The organism is Nonomuraea sp. NPDC003560, from assembly GCF_042878785.1.
Taxonomy (GTDB): Bacteria; Actinomycetota; Actinomycetes; order Streptosporangiales; family Streptosporangiaceae; genus Nonomuraea.
This window is the reverse complement of sequence record NZ_JBIAOF010000010.1, coordinates 188,387-204,413: the sequence shown is the minus strand read 5'-3', so window position 1 is coordinate 204,413 and position 16,027 is coordinate 188,387. Positions and strand designations below refer to the sequence as shown.

General features: G+C 72.7%; 10 protein-coding genes. 6 read left to right on the top strand and 4 right to left on the bottom strand.

Annotated elements, in window-relative coordinates; translation table 11 throughout:
• Positions 1-53: 53 nt before the first annotated feature.
• Positions 54-1,967, bottom strand: a complete 1,914-nt coding sequence (locus ACFYUV_RS34515; RefSeq protein ID WP_387676077.1) for an NB-ARC domain-containing protein — start codon at positions 1,965-1,967, stop codon at positions 54-56.
• 105 nt (positions 1,968-2,072) lie between these two features.
• On the opposite strand from ACFYUV_RS34515, the gene ACFYUV_RS34510 reads away from it, so the two are divergent.
• Both ACFYUV_RS34510 and ACFYUV_RS34505 read left to right on the top strand, forming a co-directional pair.
• On the top strand, positions 2,073-3,908 hold the full coding sequence (locus ACFYUV_RS34510) for a BTAD domain-containing putative transcriptional regulator (RefSeq protein ID WP_387676074.1): 1,836 nt from the start codon (positions 2,073-2,075) through the stop codon (positions 3,906-3,908).
• A gap of 143 nt (positions 3,909-4,051) precedes the next feature.
• Positions 4,052-4,870 carry a DUF4344 domain-containing metallopeptidase gene (locus ACFYUV_RS34505; RefSeq protein WP_387676071.1) on the top strand — a complete coding sequence of 273 codons (819 nt, stop codon included), beginning with the start codon at positions 4,052-4,054 and terminating at the stop codon, positions 4,868-4,870.
• On the opposite strand, the gene ACFYUV_RS34500 is transcribed toward ACFYUV_RS34505, so the two are convergent.
• The gene (locus ACFYUV_RS34500) at positions 4,860-6,671 is read right to left on the bottom strand and encodes a BTAD domain-containing putative transcriptional regulator (RefSeq protein WP_387676068.1); all 1,812 of its coding nucleotides are present in this window, start codon (positions 6,669-6,671) and stop codon (positions 4,860-4,862) included. The two genes, ACFYUV_RS34505 and ACFYUV_RS34500, sit on opposite strands and share 11 nt — an antisense overlap.
• Before the next feature lie 553 nt (positions 6,672-7,224).
• Between ACFYUV_RS34500 and ACFYUV_RS34495 the strand changes: the two genes are divergently transcribed.
• The 4 genes from ACFYUV_RS34495 to ACFYUV_RS34480 are packed head-to-tail and all read left to right on the top strand — an operon-like array spanning position 7,225 to position 13,797.
• Entirely contained in the window at positions 7,225-9,459 is a 2,235-nt protein-coding gene (locus ACFYUV_RS34495) for a TOMM precursor leader peptide-binding protein (RefSeq protein ID WP_387676065.1), read from the top strand.
• Positions 9,460-9,470: 11 nt separating this feature from the next.
• Complete coding sequence (locus ACFYUV_RS34490) at positions 9,471-10,793, top strand: SagB family peptide dehydrogenase (protein ID WP_387676062.1); 1,323 nt, start codon at positions 9,471-9,473, stop codon at positions 10,791-10,793.
• Positions 10,790-13,060, top strand: a complete 2,271-nt coding sequence (locus ACFYUV_RS34485) for a lantibiotic dehydratase (RefSeq protein WP_387676059.1) — start codon at positions 10,790-10,792, stop codon at positions 13,058-13,060. The genes ACFYUV_RS34490 and ACFYUV_RS34485 overlap by 4 nt, the downstream gene beginning before the upstream one ends.
• Positions 13,057-13,797 carry a thiopeptide-type bacteriocin biosynthesis protein gene (locus ACFYUV_RS34480; protein ID WP_387676057.1) on the top strand — a complete coding sequence of 247 codons (741 nt, stop codon included), beginning with the start codon at positions 13,057-13,059 and terminating at the stop codon, positions 13,795-13,797. Before ACFYUV_RS34485 ends, ACFYUV_RS34480 begins: the two co-directional genes overlap by 4 nt.
• On the opposite strand, the gene ACFYUV_RS34475 is transcribed toward ACFYUV_RS34480, so the two are convergent.
• Entirely contained in the window at positions 13,783-14,718 is a 936-nt protein-coding gene (locus ACFYUV_RS34475) for a LuxR C-terminal-related transcriptional regulator (RefSeq protein ID WP_387676054.1), read from the bottom strand. The two genes, ACFYUV_RS34480 and ACFYUV_RS34475, sit on opposite strands and share 15 nt — an antisense overlap.
• Positions 14,706-15,899: a cytochrome P450 gene (locus ACFYUV_RS34470; RefSeq protein ID WP_387676051.1), complete on the bottom strand. Its 1,194-nt coding sequence runs from the start codon at positions 15,897-15,899 to the stop codon at positions 14,706-14,708. The genes ACFYUV_RS34475 and ACFYUV_RS34470 overlap by 13 nt, the downstream gene beginning before the upstream one ends.
• Between the last annotated feature and the right edge of the window lie 128 nt (positions 15,900-16,027).

Sequence of the window (16,027 nt, the reverse complement as noted above, 5' to 3'; positions counted from 1 at the left end):
CAGCCTTCGCCGCGGCCATGGACAGCCGGTCATCAACCGGTGAACCCCTCCCGTCAGGCGATCCCGAGACGGCGGCGGACGGCTCGTCCCTCGGCCATGTCGTAGGGGCCGAGGATCGCGTCGGCCTCCTGCCAGCAGCGCCGGGCCCGTTCCGGTTCCCCGAGGTCGGTCCACGCCTGTCCGAGCCGGCTCAGGATCCTGCCGGCGAGCAAGGGGTCGTTCATCGACCGGTAGAGCGGCAGCGCCTCCTCGCCGACCTGCACCGCCTCCTGCGGGCGTCCCAGGGCGCGGTAGGCGTCCATGAGGCGGTGGGACGCCCACGCCGCCCTGAGCGGCAGGCCGCCCTCGCGGTAGGCGCGAGCGCTTTCCAGCAGGCTGTCGATGGCCTCCTCCAGGTCGCCCGAATGGAACGCCGCCGCGGCGGCGCCCAGATGGTTGACCCCGATCCCCTGGGTGTCGCCGATCTCGTGCGCCAGGCGCAGCCCCTCCCGCACGTGGGCCCTGGCCTCGGTGACGAACCCGGCGTCGCCCAGCGCCATGGCCAGCAGGCCGTGGGCGCTGGCCGCCAGCTGGGGGCTGTGCTGCGCCTCGGCGACGGCCAGTGCCGCCGACAGCAGGCTGATCGCCTCGTCGACGCCGCGCACCCGCAGCGCGCCCAGTCCCAGGGCGTGCAGGACGGCGCCGAGGATGAGGCGGTCGTCGATCTCGGTCAGCCCCGTCACCTCCGCCAGCAGCGGCACCTCTTCCGACAGGACGCGGGTTCCCGAACGTCCCGCCTGCTCGACCGCCGCGCTGACGTTGGCCTGCTCGGCGCGTACCCAGGCGCGGGCGGCGGGCGCGTCGGCGAAGATCAGCTCGGGGCCCTGGTGCCCGGCCTGATGGACGAACCCGGGGAGCGAGACCCGGCAGACTCCTCTGATTCCGGCGAGGTAGTGGTCGAGCAGCCGGTCGAGTGCGGCCGTCCGTTCGCCCGCCGGGTCCGCCCGCTCGGCGAGCCCTCTGGCGTACAGGCGGACGAGATCGTGGTACCGGTAGCGGGCGGGCCCCCGCGACTCCAGCAGGCTCAGGTCGACGAGTGACTCGCAGAGGTTCTCGGCCTCCGCCCGGCCCACGTCCAGGACGGCCGCCGCGGCGGCGACGGACAGGTCGGGCCCGTCCATCAGCGCCAGCAGCCGGAACGCCCGGGCGTGATCGGCGTCGAGCGGCTCGTAACCGAGCGCGAAGCACGACTCCACCGCATCGCGGCCGATCTTGAGCTCGGCGAGCCTGCGCCGCTCGTCGGCGAGCCGCCTGGCCAGCATCTCCACGCTCATGCCCGGCCGCGCGGCGAGTCGCGCCGCCACGATCCGCACGGCCAGCGGCAGCAGCCCGCAGGACTCGACCAGCTCGACCGCCGCCGCGGGCCGGGCGGCGACCCGTTCCGCCCCCGCGACGCGGGCCAGCAGTTCCAGCGCCTCTTCCTCGCGGAACAGGCCGAGCCCCTCCTGATGCGCGCCCGGCAGGTCGCCCAGCCACGACCTGCTGGTCACCAGCACCGCGCAGGTGGCTGCGCCGGGCATCAGCGGCGCGACCTGCGCGGCGTCCGCGGCGTCGTCGAGCAGGATCAGCACCCGCCGTCCCGACAGCACCGAGCGCAGCCGCGCGGTCCGCTCGTGCACCCCGGAGGGGATCTCCCGGGCGCTGAGCCCGAGCGCCCGCAGGAAGTCGGCGAGCACGTCCTCGGCCCGCAGGGGGGTTGCTCCCGTGCCGCGCAGGCTCGCGTAGAGCTGCCCGTCCGGGTAGGCGGCCCGTGCGGCGTGCGCCACGTGCAGCGCCAGCGTGGTCTTGCCGATCCCGCCCGCCCCGGAGACGGCCACCACGGTCAGCGCGTTGCCCGGGCTGGTGAGCCGCTCCGCCAGCTGAGCGATCAGCTGCTTCCTGCCGGTGAAGTCAGGAATGTCAGCCGGTAACTGTGCTGGCCGCAACACCGAGAAACCCACCCCAAACCTGATCCACAACGAGTCATCGAAGAAAGCAAATGACTATCATTCGTACAAATATTCCGAAGGCGCGGTATGGAACGATCTCATAGGTTGTACTTTTCGGTACTGGGTCCCGTTCGGGCCTGGGAAGGCGACAAAGAGCTCAACCTCGGCTCGCCGCAGCAGCGCGCGGTGCTCGGCGCCCTCCTCCTCCACGAGGGCCGGGCGATCACCTGCGACGCGCTCATCGCCGCGATCTGGGGGCAGGACCCGCCGTTGCGCGCCCTCAGCACCCTGCGCACCTACGCCTACCGCCTGCGCAAGGTGCTGGAACCCGACCGGTCCAGGCCGGGCGTGGTCGTCTCCGCGGGCACCGGCTACGCCCTGTCCGTCCCCAGGGACGCGCTGGACGTCGCCGTCTTCGAGGACAGGTACGCCGAGGCCGAGAAGGCCCGAGCGGAAGGCGACCCCGCTCGTGCCCGCACGCTGATGTCAGCGGCCCTCGGTCTGTGGCAGGGCGACGCCATGGACGGTACGGCCGGGCCGTACGCGGAGGCTCAGCGCGACCGGCTCGGCGATCGCCGCCTGAGCGCCCTGCAGGTCAAGCTCGAACTCGACATCGAGCTCGGACGAGCCACGGAGGCCGCGGCGGAGCTGGCCGTGCTGTCCGCCGCGCACCCGCTGCGGGAGTCGCTCAGCGCGCTGCTGATGCTGGCCCTGTTCCGCTGCGGCCGGCAGGCGGAGGCGCTGGAGGTCTTCGACGGCACCAGGCGTCTGCTCGCCGAGGAACTCGGCATCGACCCGGGAGGCGAGCTCAGGGAGCTGCACCAACGCATCCTCACGTCGGACCCTCAGCTGCTGCCCGCCCGGGTCGACCCCGGAGCCGGCCCGGGGCCCTCACCGGCCCGCCACGAGGACGAGGCACTCCCCCGGGTGGCCCAGCTGCCGGCCGACCTGTCCGACTTCACCGGCAGGGAAGACGAGGTCGCCCTGCTCAGCGAGGTGCTGAAGTCCGGCTCCGGGCAGGCGACCACCGTGGTGAGCCTTTCCGGCAAGGGCGGCGTGGGCAAGACGGCCCTGGCGATCCACCTCGCCCATCTGCTCAGCGACGCCTTCCCCGACGGCCAGCTCTACATCGACCTGTGCGGAGCCGGCGGCCGGCCCGTCGAGCCCACCGCGGCGCTGCGCGCGTTCCTGTGCGCGCTCGGCCATCCCGACCTGGACGTCCCCGAGGACCCGGCACAGCGGGCGGCGCTGTTCCGCAGCTTCATGGTGAACCGCAGGATGCTCGTCGTCCTGGACGACGCCGTGGACGACGCGCAGGTCAGGCCCCTGCTGCCGGGGACAGGAGGCTGCGCCGTGCTGGTGACGAGCAGGGCCAAGCCCGCGGGGCTGCCGACCACCGGCCGAGTCGACCTCGACGTGCTCGGACCCCGCGACGCGGTGCGGCTGTTCACCCGGATCGTGGGGGAGGATCGGGTCGCCGCCGAGCCGGCGGCGGCGCAGGACGCGGTCGCCCTGTGCGGGTTCCTGCCGCTCGCGGTGCGCATCGCGGCCTCCCGGCTGGTCTCCAGGCCGCTGTGGACGATCTCCTCCCTGGTCAGGAGGCTGGCCGACGAGCGCACCCGCCTCTCCGAGCTGCGGCTCGGCACCATGACCGTCGAGGCGACCTTCCGGATCGGCTACGAGCGGCTCGACGCGACGCAGGCGCGCGCCTTCAGGCTGCTCACGGCGCTCCCCACCACCTCGTTCCCGCTGCCTGTCGCGGCGGGAGTGCTCGGCCTGGAGACCCTCGACGCGGAGGAGATCGTCGAGAGCCTGGTGGACCTGGGCATGCTCGACTCGCCCAGCCCGGGGCACTATCGCTTCCACACGCTGCTGTGGCTCTACGGCCGGACCCTCACCGAAGCGTCGGGCGAGCTCGCCGTGCCACTGGTCATGACCTGAGACGATGGCCCGTCGTCGTCGACAGCCGATCGACGGCACATTGACGGAACCGCCGGTGGCGCACGCGCAGCGCGGAGACCATCCGTCCATCGGACACCAAGATCGTGGCTGCAGGATCCGAGGATCGACTCAGACCTGGAGACATGATGAAGTGGAATCAGCTCACGACGGGCGCCGGCGTGCTGCTCCTCACCACCCTGCTGTCCGCCTGCGGCGGCACGGAGCAGCCGGTGGCCGCCAAGGAGGAAGCCCCCAAGGCGACCCAGGCAGCCGGGGGGAAGTTCGTCGCCGAGTACGGCGAGGCCGACACCGACCTCGCCGCCGAAGGGCTGCAGCTGCTGAAGCCGGGCAAGGTGCTCGAAGGCTTCGCCGCCAGCCTCAACGGCATGCTCGTCCTGCCGTACGACGTCACACTGGCCGGCGAGCAGTGCGGCGAGGTGAACGCCTACTACAGCCCCGACGAGAAGAAGATCACCATGTGCTACGAGCTCGTGGCCGACGGCTTCACCCGGTACCGCGACAAGGCCGGGTCGGAGGAGGAGAACGACCAGCACGGCCAGGCCAACCTCGTCGACACGCTGTACCACGAGCTCGGCCACGCCGTGATCGACCTCTACGACCTGCCCGCCCTCGGCAAGGAGGACGACGCGGCCGACCAGTTGTCCGCGCTCATGATGTCCCAGAACGACGACGACTCCGCGAGCGTCCAGACGATCAACTACTACTTCTCGTCGGCCGGCGACCAGGACCGGGCCGCGCTCCCGTTCTACGACGAGCACTCGATGGACGAGCAGCGGGCCTTCAACTACATGTGCTGGATCTACGGCTCCGACCCCAAGGCCCACGCCGACTGGGTCGGGGAGGACGGCCTGCCGGAAGAGCGCGCCGCGAAGTGCCCGGCCGAGTACGACAAGCTCGCCAACTCCTGGACGAAGCTGCTGGAACCGCACATCAAGGGCTGAGGGCGAACTGCGGGACACCGGCCCGCACGCCTTCGAGCACGGCCCACCGCACGACAGGCTGGGTGAACCGCAGCGGCGACCCGTCACTCAGGATCCCCATGCCGACCAGCGCCGACAGGGCGGCGGCCGCCTGGCTGTCCGGCAGACCGGCCAGGTCGGCCACAGCGTGGAACTCCGCGTCGTGGTCGAGTGCCGCGACCGCCTCGGCCAGCGCGGCGGCCCCGGGCCCCGCGTGGCGGAGCTGGCCGGCCACCCACCGCTCGATGGAGGTGGACCGCTCCCCCGCCCCCTGCGCCCGCATGTGCTCGGTGAGCAGGAACGTGTTGCCGCCGGTCGCACGCAGGCACGAGGAGATGAACGCGGGCTCCGGTTCCGCGCCGAGCAGCTCGCCGGCAAGGGCCTCCGCCGCCTCGCGGGGCAGACCGCCCAGGCGCACGAGGCCGAAGATCGAGCAGAGCGACTCCAGCAGCTGACCGTCGCCGGCCGGGACGCCGGTCGCCCTGCTCGCGGCGACCAGGAGGGGCGCCCGCTCGATGCGCCTGGCCAGGTAGGCCAGCCAGCGCAACGAGCCGGGGTCGCACCATTGCAGGTCATCGATGAGGATCAGCAGCGGCACCCGCTCCGCCAGCCGCACGGCCAGCCGGTAGAGCGCGTGCAACGCGTCCGGACCGCCCGACGACGGCCGGTTGTGCCAGACGATGTCGGCCGCGGGCTCGACCGTCCCGCTGAGCAGTTGCTGCCGCTCCTGCGCCGGCAGGGCGTACAGGATGGGCTCGAAGATCTGCCGGGCCACGCCGTAGTCGTACTCGCTCTCCAGCGGATGCGCCTGTGCCTGCGCCACCTGGAATCCGCGCATGTCGGCCAGGGCCTCGACCCCCCTCAGGAGCTGGGTCTTGCCGGCGCCCGGCACGCCGTCGAACAGCAGGCTGCCGCCGGTGCCGGACTCGGCGGCGGCCATGGCCGCACCGGCGGCCGCGAGCTGATCGTCCCTGCCGAGGCAGCGCAGGCGGGCGACCGGCTTCCTGGTCGCAACCGGCGCCGGCGGCAGGTCGAGCTCGGCGGTCTGCGCGAGGATGTCGGCCTCAAGCTTGCGCAGCTCCGGCCCCGGATCGACGCCGAGCTCATCGGCCAGGTAGCGACGCGCCTCGGCCAGTACGGCAAGCGCGTCGCCCTGCCTGGAGGAGCGGTAGAGGCCCAGAGCGAGCAGCCGCCAGCCCTCCTCGCGGGTGGGCTGGGCGCGCGCGTGCGCCTCCAGCGCCGGCACGGCCTCGGCGTGCCGGCCCAGGGCGAGCAGGGTGTCGAGTCTGCGTTCCGTCGCCCCGAGCTGGAGTTCCTGCAGCCTGGTCGCCTCTCCCCGCGCCCACAGGGTGTGCGCGAACTCGGCGTAGGCCGGGCCCCGCCACAGGCCGAGTGCCTCGTCGACCAGGTCGAGGGCGGTACGTGGCTCTGTGGCCGCTCTGGCCTGCTGCAGCAGCCGCTCGAACCTGGCCGAGTCGAGTGCCGCCTCCTCCACCCGCAGGACGTAGCCGCGCGGCTCGGTGATCAGCACGGACGGCCTTCCGGGCTCCTGCGCGGGCGGCTCGACCACGCGACGCAGCCGGCAGACGAACGTCCGCAACGAGGACAGCGCCTGCGGCGGCGGGTCGCCCTCCCACAGGTCGTCCAGCAGCTGGTCGACGGGGATGACCCTCCCCGGCGACAGCAGCAGCCGGGCGAGCACCGCCCTGTTGCGCGGCGTGCCCACCTCCAGACGTTCGTTCCCCCGCCACACCTCGACAGTTCCGAGCACGCCGAAACGCATCGACCGCATCGTTGACCCCCCAACGGTTCCGATCTGAACGCAGGCAATGGTGAGGGGGGCCGGTAGACGTTTCATGGACGAAGAATCGACGCCCCGTCCATCGCCCTGGCCGCCGTCCCGTGCCTCAGGTTGCTGCCGTGGCACGTTCCTGCCGTCTGCTTTTCATGGCGAATTCCCGGAATGGCGGGCAGAGTGGCTCCCGTTCGCCGGAATCACCGAAAGGAGGAACCATGGACCACTCCATGGGAACGGCTCCGGAACTGACGATCGAGGACCTGAGCCAGGACGCCGACACGGCGCCGTCGTCAATCAGCTCCGTTTTCTGCGTGGGCTGCGACTGATTATCGAAAGGACGGACATGGAAGACGTCAGGATCGCCGCGATGGACATCACCATCGAGGAACTCGCGGACGCCGAAGGAATCGCACGGGGCTGCACCAGCACCGTCCTGTGCTTCACCCTTCCGCCGACGTAAACAGCTGCTGATCTGAACGACAGCCGATTCGGCCTCCCACGCGGGGGGCCGAATCACTTTTCACCCGAAGGAGCAGAATTGCCGGTCGCCATTGGATTCACCAGGTTCGCCGCGGCGCATGTGGTGCCCGAGCACGGCGTGTTTCTCATGTCCGAACACCGTCAGCTCCTTCTGCGCGGCGCGTTGATCGAGAAGATGGCGCCTCTGCTGGACGGATCCCGCACCCGCGCCGAGGTCGTCGGCGAGCTGGCCGCGGCGTACGGGGCGGAGGCCGTGGAGCGGGCGCTCGGGCTGCTGGCCGAGGCAGGGCATGTCGTGGAGATGGATCCGGGCATCGATCGGCGGGCGGCGGGGTACTGGGAGCGTGCCGGGCTGAACGGCGACACAGCCTGCGAGTCGGTGCGCGCCGGCAGCGTGCGGCTGCTCGCGCTGGGCGGCACCCGGCGCGAGTGGTTCACCGTCGCGGCCGACGAGGCGGGGCTGCGCCTGGGCGGCGCCGAGGCCGGCCTCACCGTCGTGCTGACCGACCACTACCTGCACTCCGAGCTGGCCGGCATCAACCGGGCCTGCCTGCGCGAGGGCCGCCCTTGGCTGCTGGCCAAGCCGACGGGCACGACGATCTGGATCGGCCCGCTGTTCCGGCCCGGACGGTCCGCGTGCTGGGCCTGCCTGGAGCACCGCCTGCGCGGCCACCACCCGGTCGCCTCCTTCGTACGGCGGGCCGGCGGCCTGCCCGAGTTGCCGCTGGCGGCCACGGACGTCCCCGCCGGCGTGGCCGTCGCGGTCCGGCTGGCCGCGCTGGAGGCGCAGAAGTGGCTGGCCGGCGTGCGCACGGAGGAAGACGCCGTGATCACGCTCGACACCCTCACGTTGACGCCGGAGCGGCACGCGGTGCAGGCGAGACCGCAGTGCCCCGAATGCGGCACCGCCGACACCAGCCCCGACCGCGTCCCCGACGCCGTGCGATTCACCGACCGCGTCAAGGCGGCCACGTCGGACGGAGGGCACCGGGCCCGGGATCCCGAGCGGTTCCTCGCCGACCACCAGCATCTGGTCAGCCCGGTCACCGGCCTCGTCCCCCGCCTGGTGAGACAGGAGACCGACACCGACCTGCTGCACACCTACACCGCCGGGCACAACTTCGCCGCCCGCGCGCGCGACCTGGACGGGCTGCGGTCCGGCCTGCGCATGAGCAGCGGCGGCAAGGGCCGCAGCGACGTGCAGGCCAAGGCCGGCGCGCTGGCCGAAGCCATCGAACGCTACTCGGGCGTCTTCCAGGGGGACGAGCCCCGCGTCACCGGCTCGTTGCGCTCACTCGGGGACCGGGCCGTCCACCCCAATGCCGTCTGCCGCTACAGCGACCGGCAGATCAGCGAACGCGACTCCTGGAACGCCGGGGACTGCCTGTTCCATTGGGTGCCCGAGGCGTTCGACGAGGACGCCGAGATGGAGTGGAGCCCGGTGTGGTCGCTGACCGAACAACGCCATAAATACCTGCCGACCGGCTCCCTTTACTACCAATATCCCGGCGGCGGCCCGGTGAAGGCCGATTCCAACGGCGCCGCCGCGGGATCCAGCACGGAGGACGCCGCGCTGCAGGGATTCCTGGAACTCGTCGAGCGCGACAGCGTCGCCATCTGGTGGTACAACCGAATTTCCCGCCCGGGTGTGGAGCTGGCCGCATTCGGTGACGACTATTTCTCCCGATGGCAGCACGAGTACCACCGGATGAACCGCGAGACGTGGATTCTCGACCTCACCACCGATCTCGGCGTCCCGGTGGCCGCGGCCGTTTCCCGGCGATATGACAAACCGGCGGAGGACATTCTCGTCGCGTTCGGCGCGCATTTCGACATGCGCATCGCCATTTCGCGGGCCATGACCGAGATGAACCAGTTCCTGCCCGCGGTGCTGCCCATGAGGGCCGACGGCACGGGTTCCTACGCCTACGACGATCCGTACCAGGTGCGGTGGTGGCGTACGGCGACCGTCACGAACCAGCCCTACCTGCTGCCCCACGCGACCCTGCCCGCCCGGACGGCCGCCGACCATCCCTGCGTCTTCCGTCCCAACCTCCGTGACGACCTGCTGGAGGCGCAGCGGATCGTGGAGGGCAAGGGGATGGAGATGCTGGTGCTCGATCAGACCCGGCCGGACACCGGGCTGCCCGTGGTGAAGGTCATCGTGCCCGGGATGCGGCATTTCTGGCCCCGCTACGCGCCCGGACGCCTCTACGACGTGCCCGTGGAGCTGGGCTGGCTGCCGGAGCCGCGCACCGAGGACCAGCTCAACCCCATCGGCGTCTTCGTCTGAGGAGTGGTGAGATGAACCCCGAGCTGTCACCGCGCCTGGCCTTCAGGGAGGGCGTGCAGGTGCTGCCGGAAGGCTCGGTCACGCACGTACGGCACGCCATGGCGACCTTCCGCCTCCGTGGTGTGCCGCCTGCGCTGCGGGCCGCGCTCCAGCGCCTCGCGGTTGAGCGCGTCACCTGCGACCCGGAGCTCGACCGGCTGTGCGCCCGGCTGTCACCGCTGGTCACCAGCTTCCTCGTCGACCCGGAGGACCGTCCCGTGCTGAGCGTCGAGCGGCTGACGCGCACCGCGACGTTCGCGCCGGCGCCCCTCGCCGCCGGGACGCGGGTCCGGCTCTCCCGGTTCGCGATGTCCCGCGCGCACCAGGGAGACATCGTCCTGGAGTCGCCGCTGTCGATGGTCCGCCTCCGCTGGCACTCGGACGAGGGCTGGCGATTCATGGCGGGCCTGTCGGCCGGCCGGGCGGCGTCCGGGCTCACCGACGCCTTCCTGCACGCCGCCGGGCTGCTGGAGCTCGACACCGGCAGCGGCTTCCACGAGCCGGACGTCCTGCGCCAGTGGGAGTTCCACGACCTGCTCTTCCACTCGCGCAGCAGGCTGGGACGGCACGGCGAGCCGTTCGGCGCCACGTACCCGTTCAGAGGGGAGATCCCGCCGCGGCCCGCCGTGAGACGGCCGCCCGCGGGGCGGGTCGTCGGCCTCCCCGCACCCGACCTGGACGCGGTCTCCGAGCGCGATCCGGCTTTCACCGACGTACTGGAGCAGCGGCGCTCGATCCGCGAGTACGGACAGCGGCCGCTGCGGGCGGACCAGGTGGCGGAGTTCCTGTGGCGGGTGGGACGGGTGCGTTCGCTCACAGACGCCGAGGGGCTGCCCTACCAGGCCAGCTCGCGGCCCTATCCGTCCGGCGGCGCCTGCTACGACCTGGAGCTCTACCCGCTCATCGACAGGTGCGACGGCCTGGCCCCCGGGATCTACCACTACGACCCGCTGGGTCACCGGCTGACCGGCGTCGAGGCCCGCCCCGCCGACCTCGCGCGGATCCTGGGCGACGCCCGCTCGGCCGCCGGACTGGCCCGCTCCCCCGACGTCATGTTCGTGATCACCTCGCGCTTCCAGCGCCTGTCCTGGAAGTACCGGGGCCTGGCGTACGCGGCCACGCTCAAGAACGTCGGAGTGCTCTACCAGACGATGTACCTGGTGGCGACCGCCATGGGACTGGCGCCGTGCGCGCTCGGGTCGGGCGACTCCGACCTGTCGGCCCGGGTGCTCGGCCTCGACCGTCTTGAGGAGTCGGCCGTGGGCGAGTTCATGCTGGGCAGCCGTCCCTCATGACGCCGGTCGTGCCCCTGGTGCTGATGAGGGTGGCCGGACTGCCGGTGCGGGATCTCGACGCGCTGGTCGCCCCCGAGCTCGGCGGCCTGCTGGAGCGGGCCGCCATCCGGCGCGACCGCGCGGAGGAGCTCGGCCGCCGGGTCGCCGGCGCCCTGCACGACGTCGTCCCCCGCCTGTCGGACGAGGCCCGGCGGGAGGCGCTCAGGCTGCGGCGCGACGCCCACAACGGCCGCTGCTCCGACCGCACGCGCGCCGCCGCCGGCGCCGTGGAAGGGCACCTCGACCGTGAGCTTCGCGATCTCGTCGGCTCCTGGCTCCGCTCGGTCACCGCGCTGCGGGAAAGCCTGGCCGAGACCGACCGGGCGGCGGCCGCGCACGTCGCGGCGGCCGGCCGTCAGGTGTTCGGCCTGCTGACCCGGCCCGGCATCATGAGCACGCTCGCGCTGGCGAGCCCCGCCTTCACCCGCGTCCTGCTCGGCCCCGGATCCGCCCGGACGTGCCCGCCGGACAGCAGGACGTGCCGGACCGCCGTGTCGTACGCCACCAGGGCGGCGCTGAAGCCGAGCCCGTTCGGGGCGCTGGGCCGTACCGTCCCCTCGACCGCGACGGTGAGCTCTCCCCTTCATCTGGCGGTCGCCCTCGTCCGGGCCTGCGCGCAGCACCCGCGCCTGTCGTCGCGGTTCCCCTCCCGCGTCAACCCGAGCCTGCGCGACGTCGCCGGAACCTGGTACGCGATGCTGCCCTGCTACGACGTGCCCACCGGGCTCCTGCCGCATCGCTGGGACGAGCTGACCGACGCCTCCCTCTACGTGCCCGGCCACCTCATCCCTGACCACCCGGACAGCGCCCGCCCTCTCGACAACTGGCCCCTAGCCGGGACGGAACTGGCCGGCAGGTGGGTGGAGATGGGGCTGCTGCTCCCCGATGTCCCGTGGCGATCCGGTGAACGCGACTGGCTGGCCCGGATCGCCGACCGCGTGCCCACGGGGCCCGTGTCCGGCGCCCTCGCCGAGCTGAAGCGGGCCGAGCAGCGGATGCCGGCCGCCGACGCCGCCGAACGGGTACGGCTCGACGCCCGGGTACGGCAGGCCGCCGCCGACGCCTTCGAACGCCTGGAGACCTCCCCGCCCGCCTGGCTCCGGAACGCCCCCCTGTTCCACGAGACCCTGCCCGCCGACGACGTTCCGCTGCCTGCCCTCCCCCCGCAGGTGAGCGAGGACCTGGGCGTCGTGGCGGCGCGGATCCGGGCCGAACTCGGCCGGACGCGCCTGTACGAGGGCCTGGTCCGGCACTTCGTCGCCCGATACGGCCCCGGCGGGCGCTGCGAGGACCTCCTGGAGTTCCTCTACACCTATCCGTGGACCAGCGCCCCCTCCCCGGCGCGCCCGCCACAGCCCGGCGGCACGCTGGGCTTCCCCGCCGCCACGGTGTTCTACCAGCTCGCCGCGGACGACCGCGCGGCCCTCGACCGGGGCGACTACACCCTGGTGGTCAACCAGGTCTGCGTCGAGCCGGGCGGGCAGGCCGCGCGCTGGGACGGCACCCACGGCACGGCGGACACGCTGCGGGCCTGGATCTCCTCCCTGCACCCGGGGTGCACGGTGTACGAGCTGCTCGCCGGAGCGGACTTCGCCGCCGTGCAGATGCCGGCCGCCCGGCTCTTCGAGTGCGTCGCCTGGCCTTCCGACCTCGGCCCTCCGCAAGGCCGCGACCTGCGTGGCTTCGCGGTGACCCACGACCGCCGGACCGGCACACTGCAGGTCCGTGATCCGGCGGGCGCCCGCGCCGCCTTCGTCTACCTGGGCGCCATGCCGCTGCCCCTGCTGCACGGGCCGGTGCGGCTGCTGGCCACGCTGACGCACCCCTGGATCCCGGCGTCCCTGGAGACGCCGGGACCTCCGGGAACGCCGGCCGCGAGGATGCGGCAGGGCAGGGTGGTCATGAGCCGGGCGCGCTGGCGGCTGCCCGCCGCCGCCGTCCCGCGGCGTACCGGCTCGTGGGCCCGGCACCTGGCGGACCTCGACGTCTGGCGGGCCGCTCATGCCGTCCCGCGCCAGGTGTTCGTCCGGCGCGGCGGGCGCAAACCGTTCTGGGTGGACTTCCGCGCGCCGCACACCATCGCGCTGCTCGACCACGAGCTGACCGGCGGGGAGATCGAACTGACCGAGGCTCTGCCCACCCGTGAGCAGCACTGGGTGCGCGACGACTCCGGCCGCGCCCGTGCCGCCGAGTTCGTCGCCCTCGTCCGGCTGGACGGCGGCGCATGAGGCGGGACTGGCTCTACTACCGGCTCATCGTCGAGTCTGGAGACCGTCTCCAGGACGTGGTGGAGCACCCGCTGAGCCGGCTGGTCGGGGCGGCCGGTGGGATCGACCGCTGGTTCTTCCTCCGGTTCACCGACCGGTGGGGCCCGCACGTCCGGCTGCGCCTGGCGGCGACGCCGGACCGGATCTCCGGGCTACGGCGGCTCGCCCGGCAGGTGTTCGAGGTCCGGGACGCGTGGCCGAAGGGCCTGGCCGAGTCCTGGCGCGGTGCGGCACTGTCCCTCTACGAGCCCGAGTCGGCCAAGTACGGCGGCGTCGCCGGCGTGGCGAGCGCCGAGCGGGTCTTCCATGCCTCCAGCGAGCTCGCCTTGTTCCTCGCCGGGCCCGGCCGGCGGGAACGGCGGCTGGCCACCGCGCTGACCCTCACGCGGACGGCGGCCGAGCTGCTGCCGCCGGCGGGCCGCAGATCGTTCCTTTACCACATGGCGTGGTACTGGACCGGCCACGACCAGGAGCGGCGAGCCAGGATCCGCCTGCTCGCCGGCCGCCGTCCCGTGGAGCCGGTCCCCCTGAGCGGCCCCGCGTTCGGCCTGTACGTGCACCACCTGGAAAGGGCCCTGGCCGAAGGGCCTCGGCCCGCCCCGCACCTGCTGTTCCACTTCGTCCACACCACGAACAACCGGCTCGGCCTGAACGTGCTGGAGGAAGCGCTGATCGCCGAGCAGCTACTCCTCGGCTGACGGAGTCAGCTCCTTGGCCAGGTATCCGGCCTGGAAACGGCTCTGCGCGCCCAGCGTCTTCATGATCTCGGCGATGTGCCGGCGGCACGACCTGACCGACAGCCCGATCGCGCGGGCGATGAACTCGTCCTTGGCCCCCTCCGCCAGCATGGCCAGGATGGTCGACCGGAGGTCGTCCAGCACCGGCGCGCTGTACTCCGCGGCGAACTGCTCCCCCGACGTCCAGTACGACTCGAAGACCCGGTGCGCGAACGCCACCAGCGTCGGCTCCCGGATCACCAGCATCATCGCCGGCTCTCCGGACGCCGGGACGAGCGCGACCCTGGCGTCCAGGACGAAGACGCGCGCGGGCACCTCGGCGACGCTGCGCACCTGCGCGCCCATCCCGGACGGGTCGAGCACGTCCTGCCGGGACCTCGCGATGCGCCGGTGCGCGTGCGGGCACAGCAGCCGGACCGCGACACCGCGCTCCAGCGCGCGGCGAAGCCCGCGCGCAACCGATTCCTCCCCCGGCTGCGCCACGGCCACCTCCTCGACGCAGGCGGACAGCTCGCTGTCGAGCAACGCCTCCGCCTCCGCCATGGGGACGGCGGTGACGGCCTGCTCCCGCCACCCGTCGAGCGCCTGCACGTACAGCGGCCCAACCTCGGCCAGCACGCTGCGGGTACGTTCCAGCCGCAGCTGTTCCAGACGGAGCCGGGCCTCCTCCTGCAGAGTCTCGGCCGCCACCAAAGCCGGCCCGATCGCGTGCAGGCGGCCTCCGGCGTCCTCACGCAGCAGGCCCATGCCGGTGAGCCAGGTGGTGGCCCGCGCAGGGGGCTCCCGGAGCCGGAGGCCCTCCCGCAGTTCGGCCATGGTGGCCCCGCCATGCCGCACCACGTGCAGATAGATCTGCACGGCCTCGTCGCTCAGCTCGGACATCGGCGCTCGTCCCACACCACGGGCAGCTGCTCGAAGTCCTCGGTCGTGGTGCCCCCCACCTGCCGGAGCTCCGCCACCGGAACGGCCAGCCGGAGGCCGGGGAGGCGGCGCAGGATCGCGCTCACCGCCTCAGTGAGTTCGACCCTGGCCAGCCCGGCGCCCACGCAGTGGCGCGGCCCGCGGCCGAAGGCGAGATGCGGTGCCGGAGAGCTCCGCGTGACGACGAAACTGCCCGCATCGGGGAAGACGCCCGGATCCCTGTTGGCCGCCGGCACGTTGAGCAGGATCCCGTCCCCCTCCCTGATCGTCACCCCGCCGATCCTGAGGTCGGCGTGCGCGTAACGAGGTATCCCGTGGGTGTTGGCGGACGCCAGCCGCAACCCCTCCTCCACCGCGGCCTCGACGAGATCCGGACTCCGCCGGACCAGCGCCCGCTGGTCGGGGCAGGCCAGCAGGAAGGCCGTCACGAAGTCGACGCGCAGGGCCGTGGTGGCGTACCCGCCGAAGAGCACCGCCGCGCCGAGGCGCGCGAGCTCGGCGACGGAGAACGGGCTCTCGGCGACGACCAGATCGCTCAGCAGGTCCCGTGCCGGCCGGCGGCGCCTGCGGTGGAGCAACTCCTCCATGTATGCGACGAGCCTGCCCCAGGCCGCCCAGCTCCGCTCCGGCTCGCTCAGCAGGCTCGCCTCGTCTGCCCAGGCGGCGAAGTCGTCACGGTCGGCGTACGGCACGCCGAGCAGCTCGCAGATGACCCGCCCGGCCAGCGGACGGGAGAAGCAGACCCGCAGGTCCGCCGGGGGACCGTGGGCGGCCACGCCGTCCAGCACCTCCTCCACGGCGTGCCGGACGAACCCGCGGAGCGCGGCCGTCCTCCTGGCGGAGAAGGCCGGATTGAGCAGCCGCCGCATCGCGGCGTGATCCGCCCGCTCGCTCGCGTGTGCGCCCGCCGGGCCGCCCAGCCGGATCGAGCCGGACAGTCGGGCGGCACGTTCGGGGCACGGGTGGGATCTTCCCAGCCGCCGGTCCGACAGCAGGTCGCGAACCTCGGCGTAGCCCGTCACCAGCCAGGCAGGGTCCCCTGCCGGTGTCGTCACCCTGCGGACGGCCGGGCCTTCCAGGTAACCGGCGGCCAGCTCGAACGGGTGGAGTCCGGGAAACGGAAGCCGCGGTAGTTCTTGCACGAGTCATCCCCCAGGTCGTTACGATCATCCCGATCCAAGAACTCGATGATCGACAGCCGGTTGACACAAGGTTGACGGCAGCGCCTCAGCCGCCCCGCACCGGCGGCTGCGAAGGATGTCACCGCGCC

Excerpts from the sequence above, each read along its gene's own strand:
- ACFYUV_RS34505 (WP_387676071.1), top strand. The coding sequence starts at position 4,052 with ATGATGAAGTGGAATCAGCTCACGACGGGCGCCGGCGTGCTGCTCCTC.
- ACFYUV_RS34500 (WP_387676068.1), bottom strand. The coding sequence starts at position 6,671 with ATGCGTTTCGGCGTGCTCGGAACTGTCGAGGTGTGGCGGGGGAACGAA.
- ACFYUV_RS34490 (WP_387676062.1), top strand. The coding sequence starts at position 9,471 with ATGAACCCCGAGCTGTCACCGCGCCTGGCCTTCAGGGAGGGCGTGCAG.
- ACFYUV_RS34485 (WP_387676059.1), top strand. The coding sequence starts at position 10,790 with ATGACGCCGGTCGTGCCCCTGGTGCTGATGAGGGTGGCCGGACTGCCG.
- ACFYUV_RS34480 (WP_387676057.1), top strand. The coding sequence starts at position 13,057 with ATGAGGCGGGACTGGCTCTACTACCGGCTCATCGTCGAGTCTGGAGAC.
- ACFYUV_RS34475 (WP_387676054.1), bottom strand. The coding sequence starts at position 14,718 with ATGTCCGAGCTGAGCGACGAGGCCGTGCAGATCTATCTGCACGTGGTG.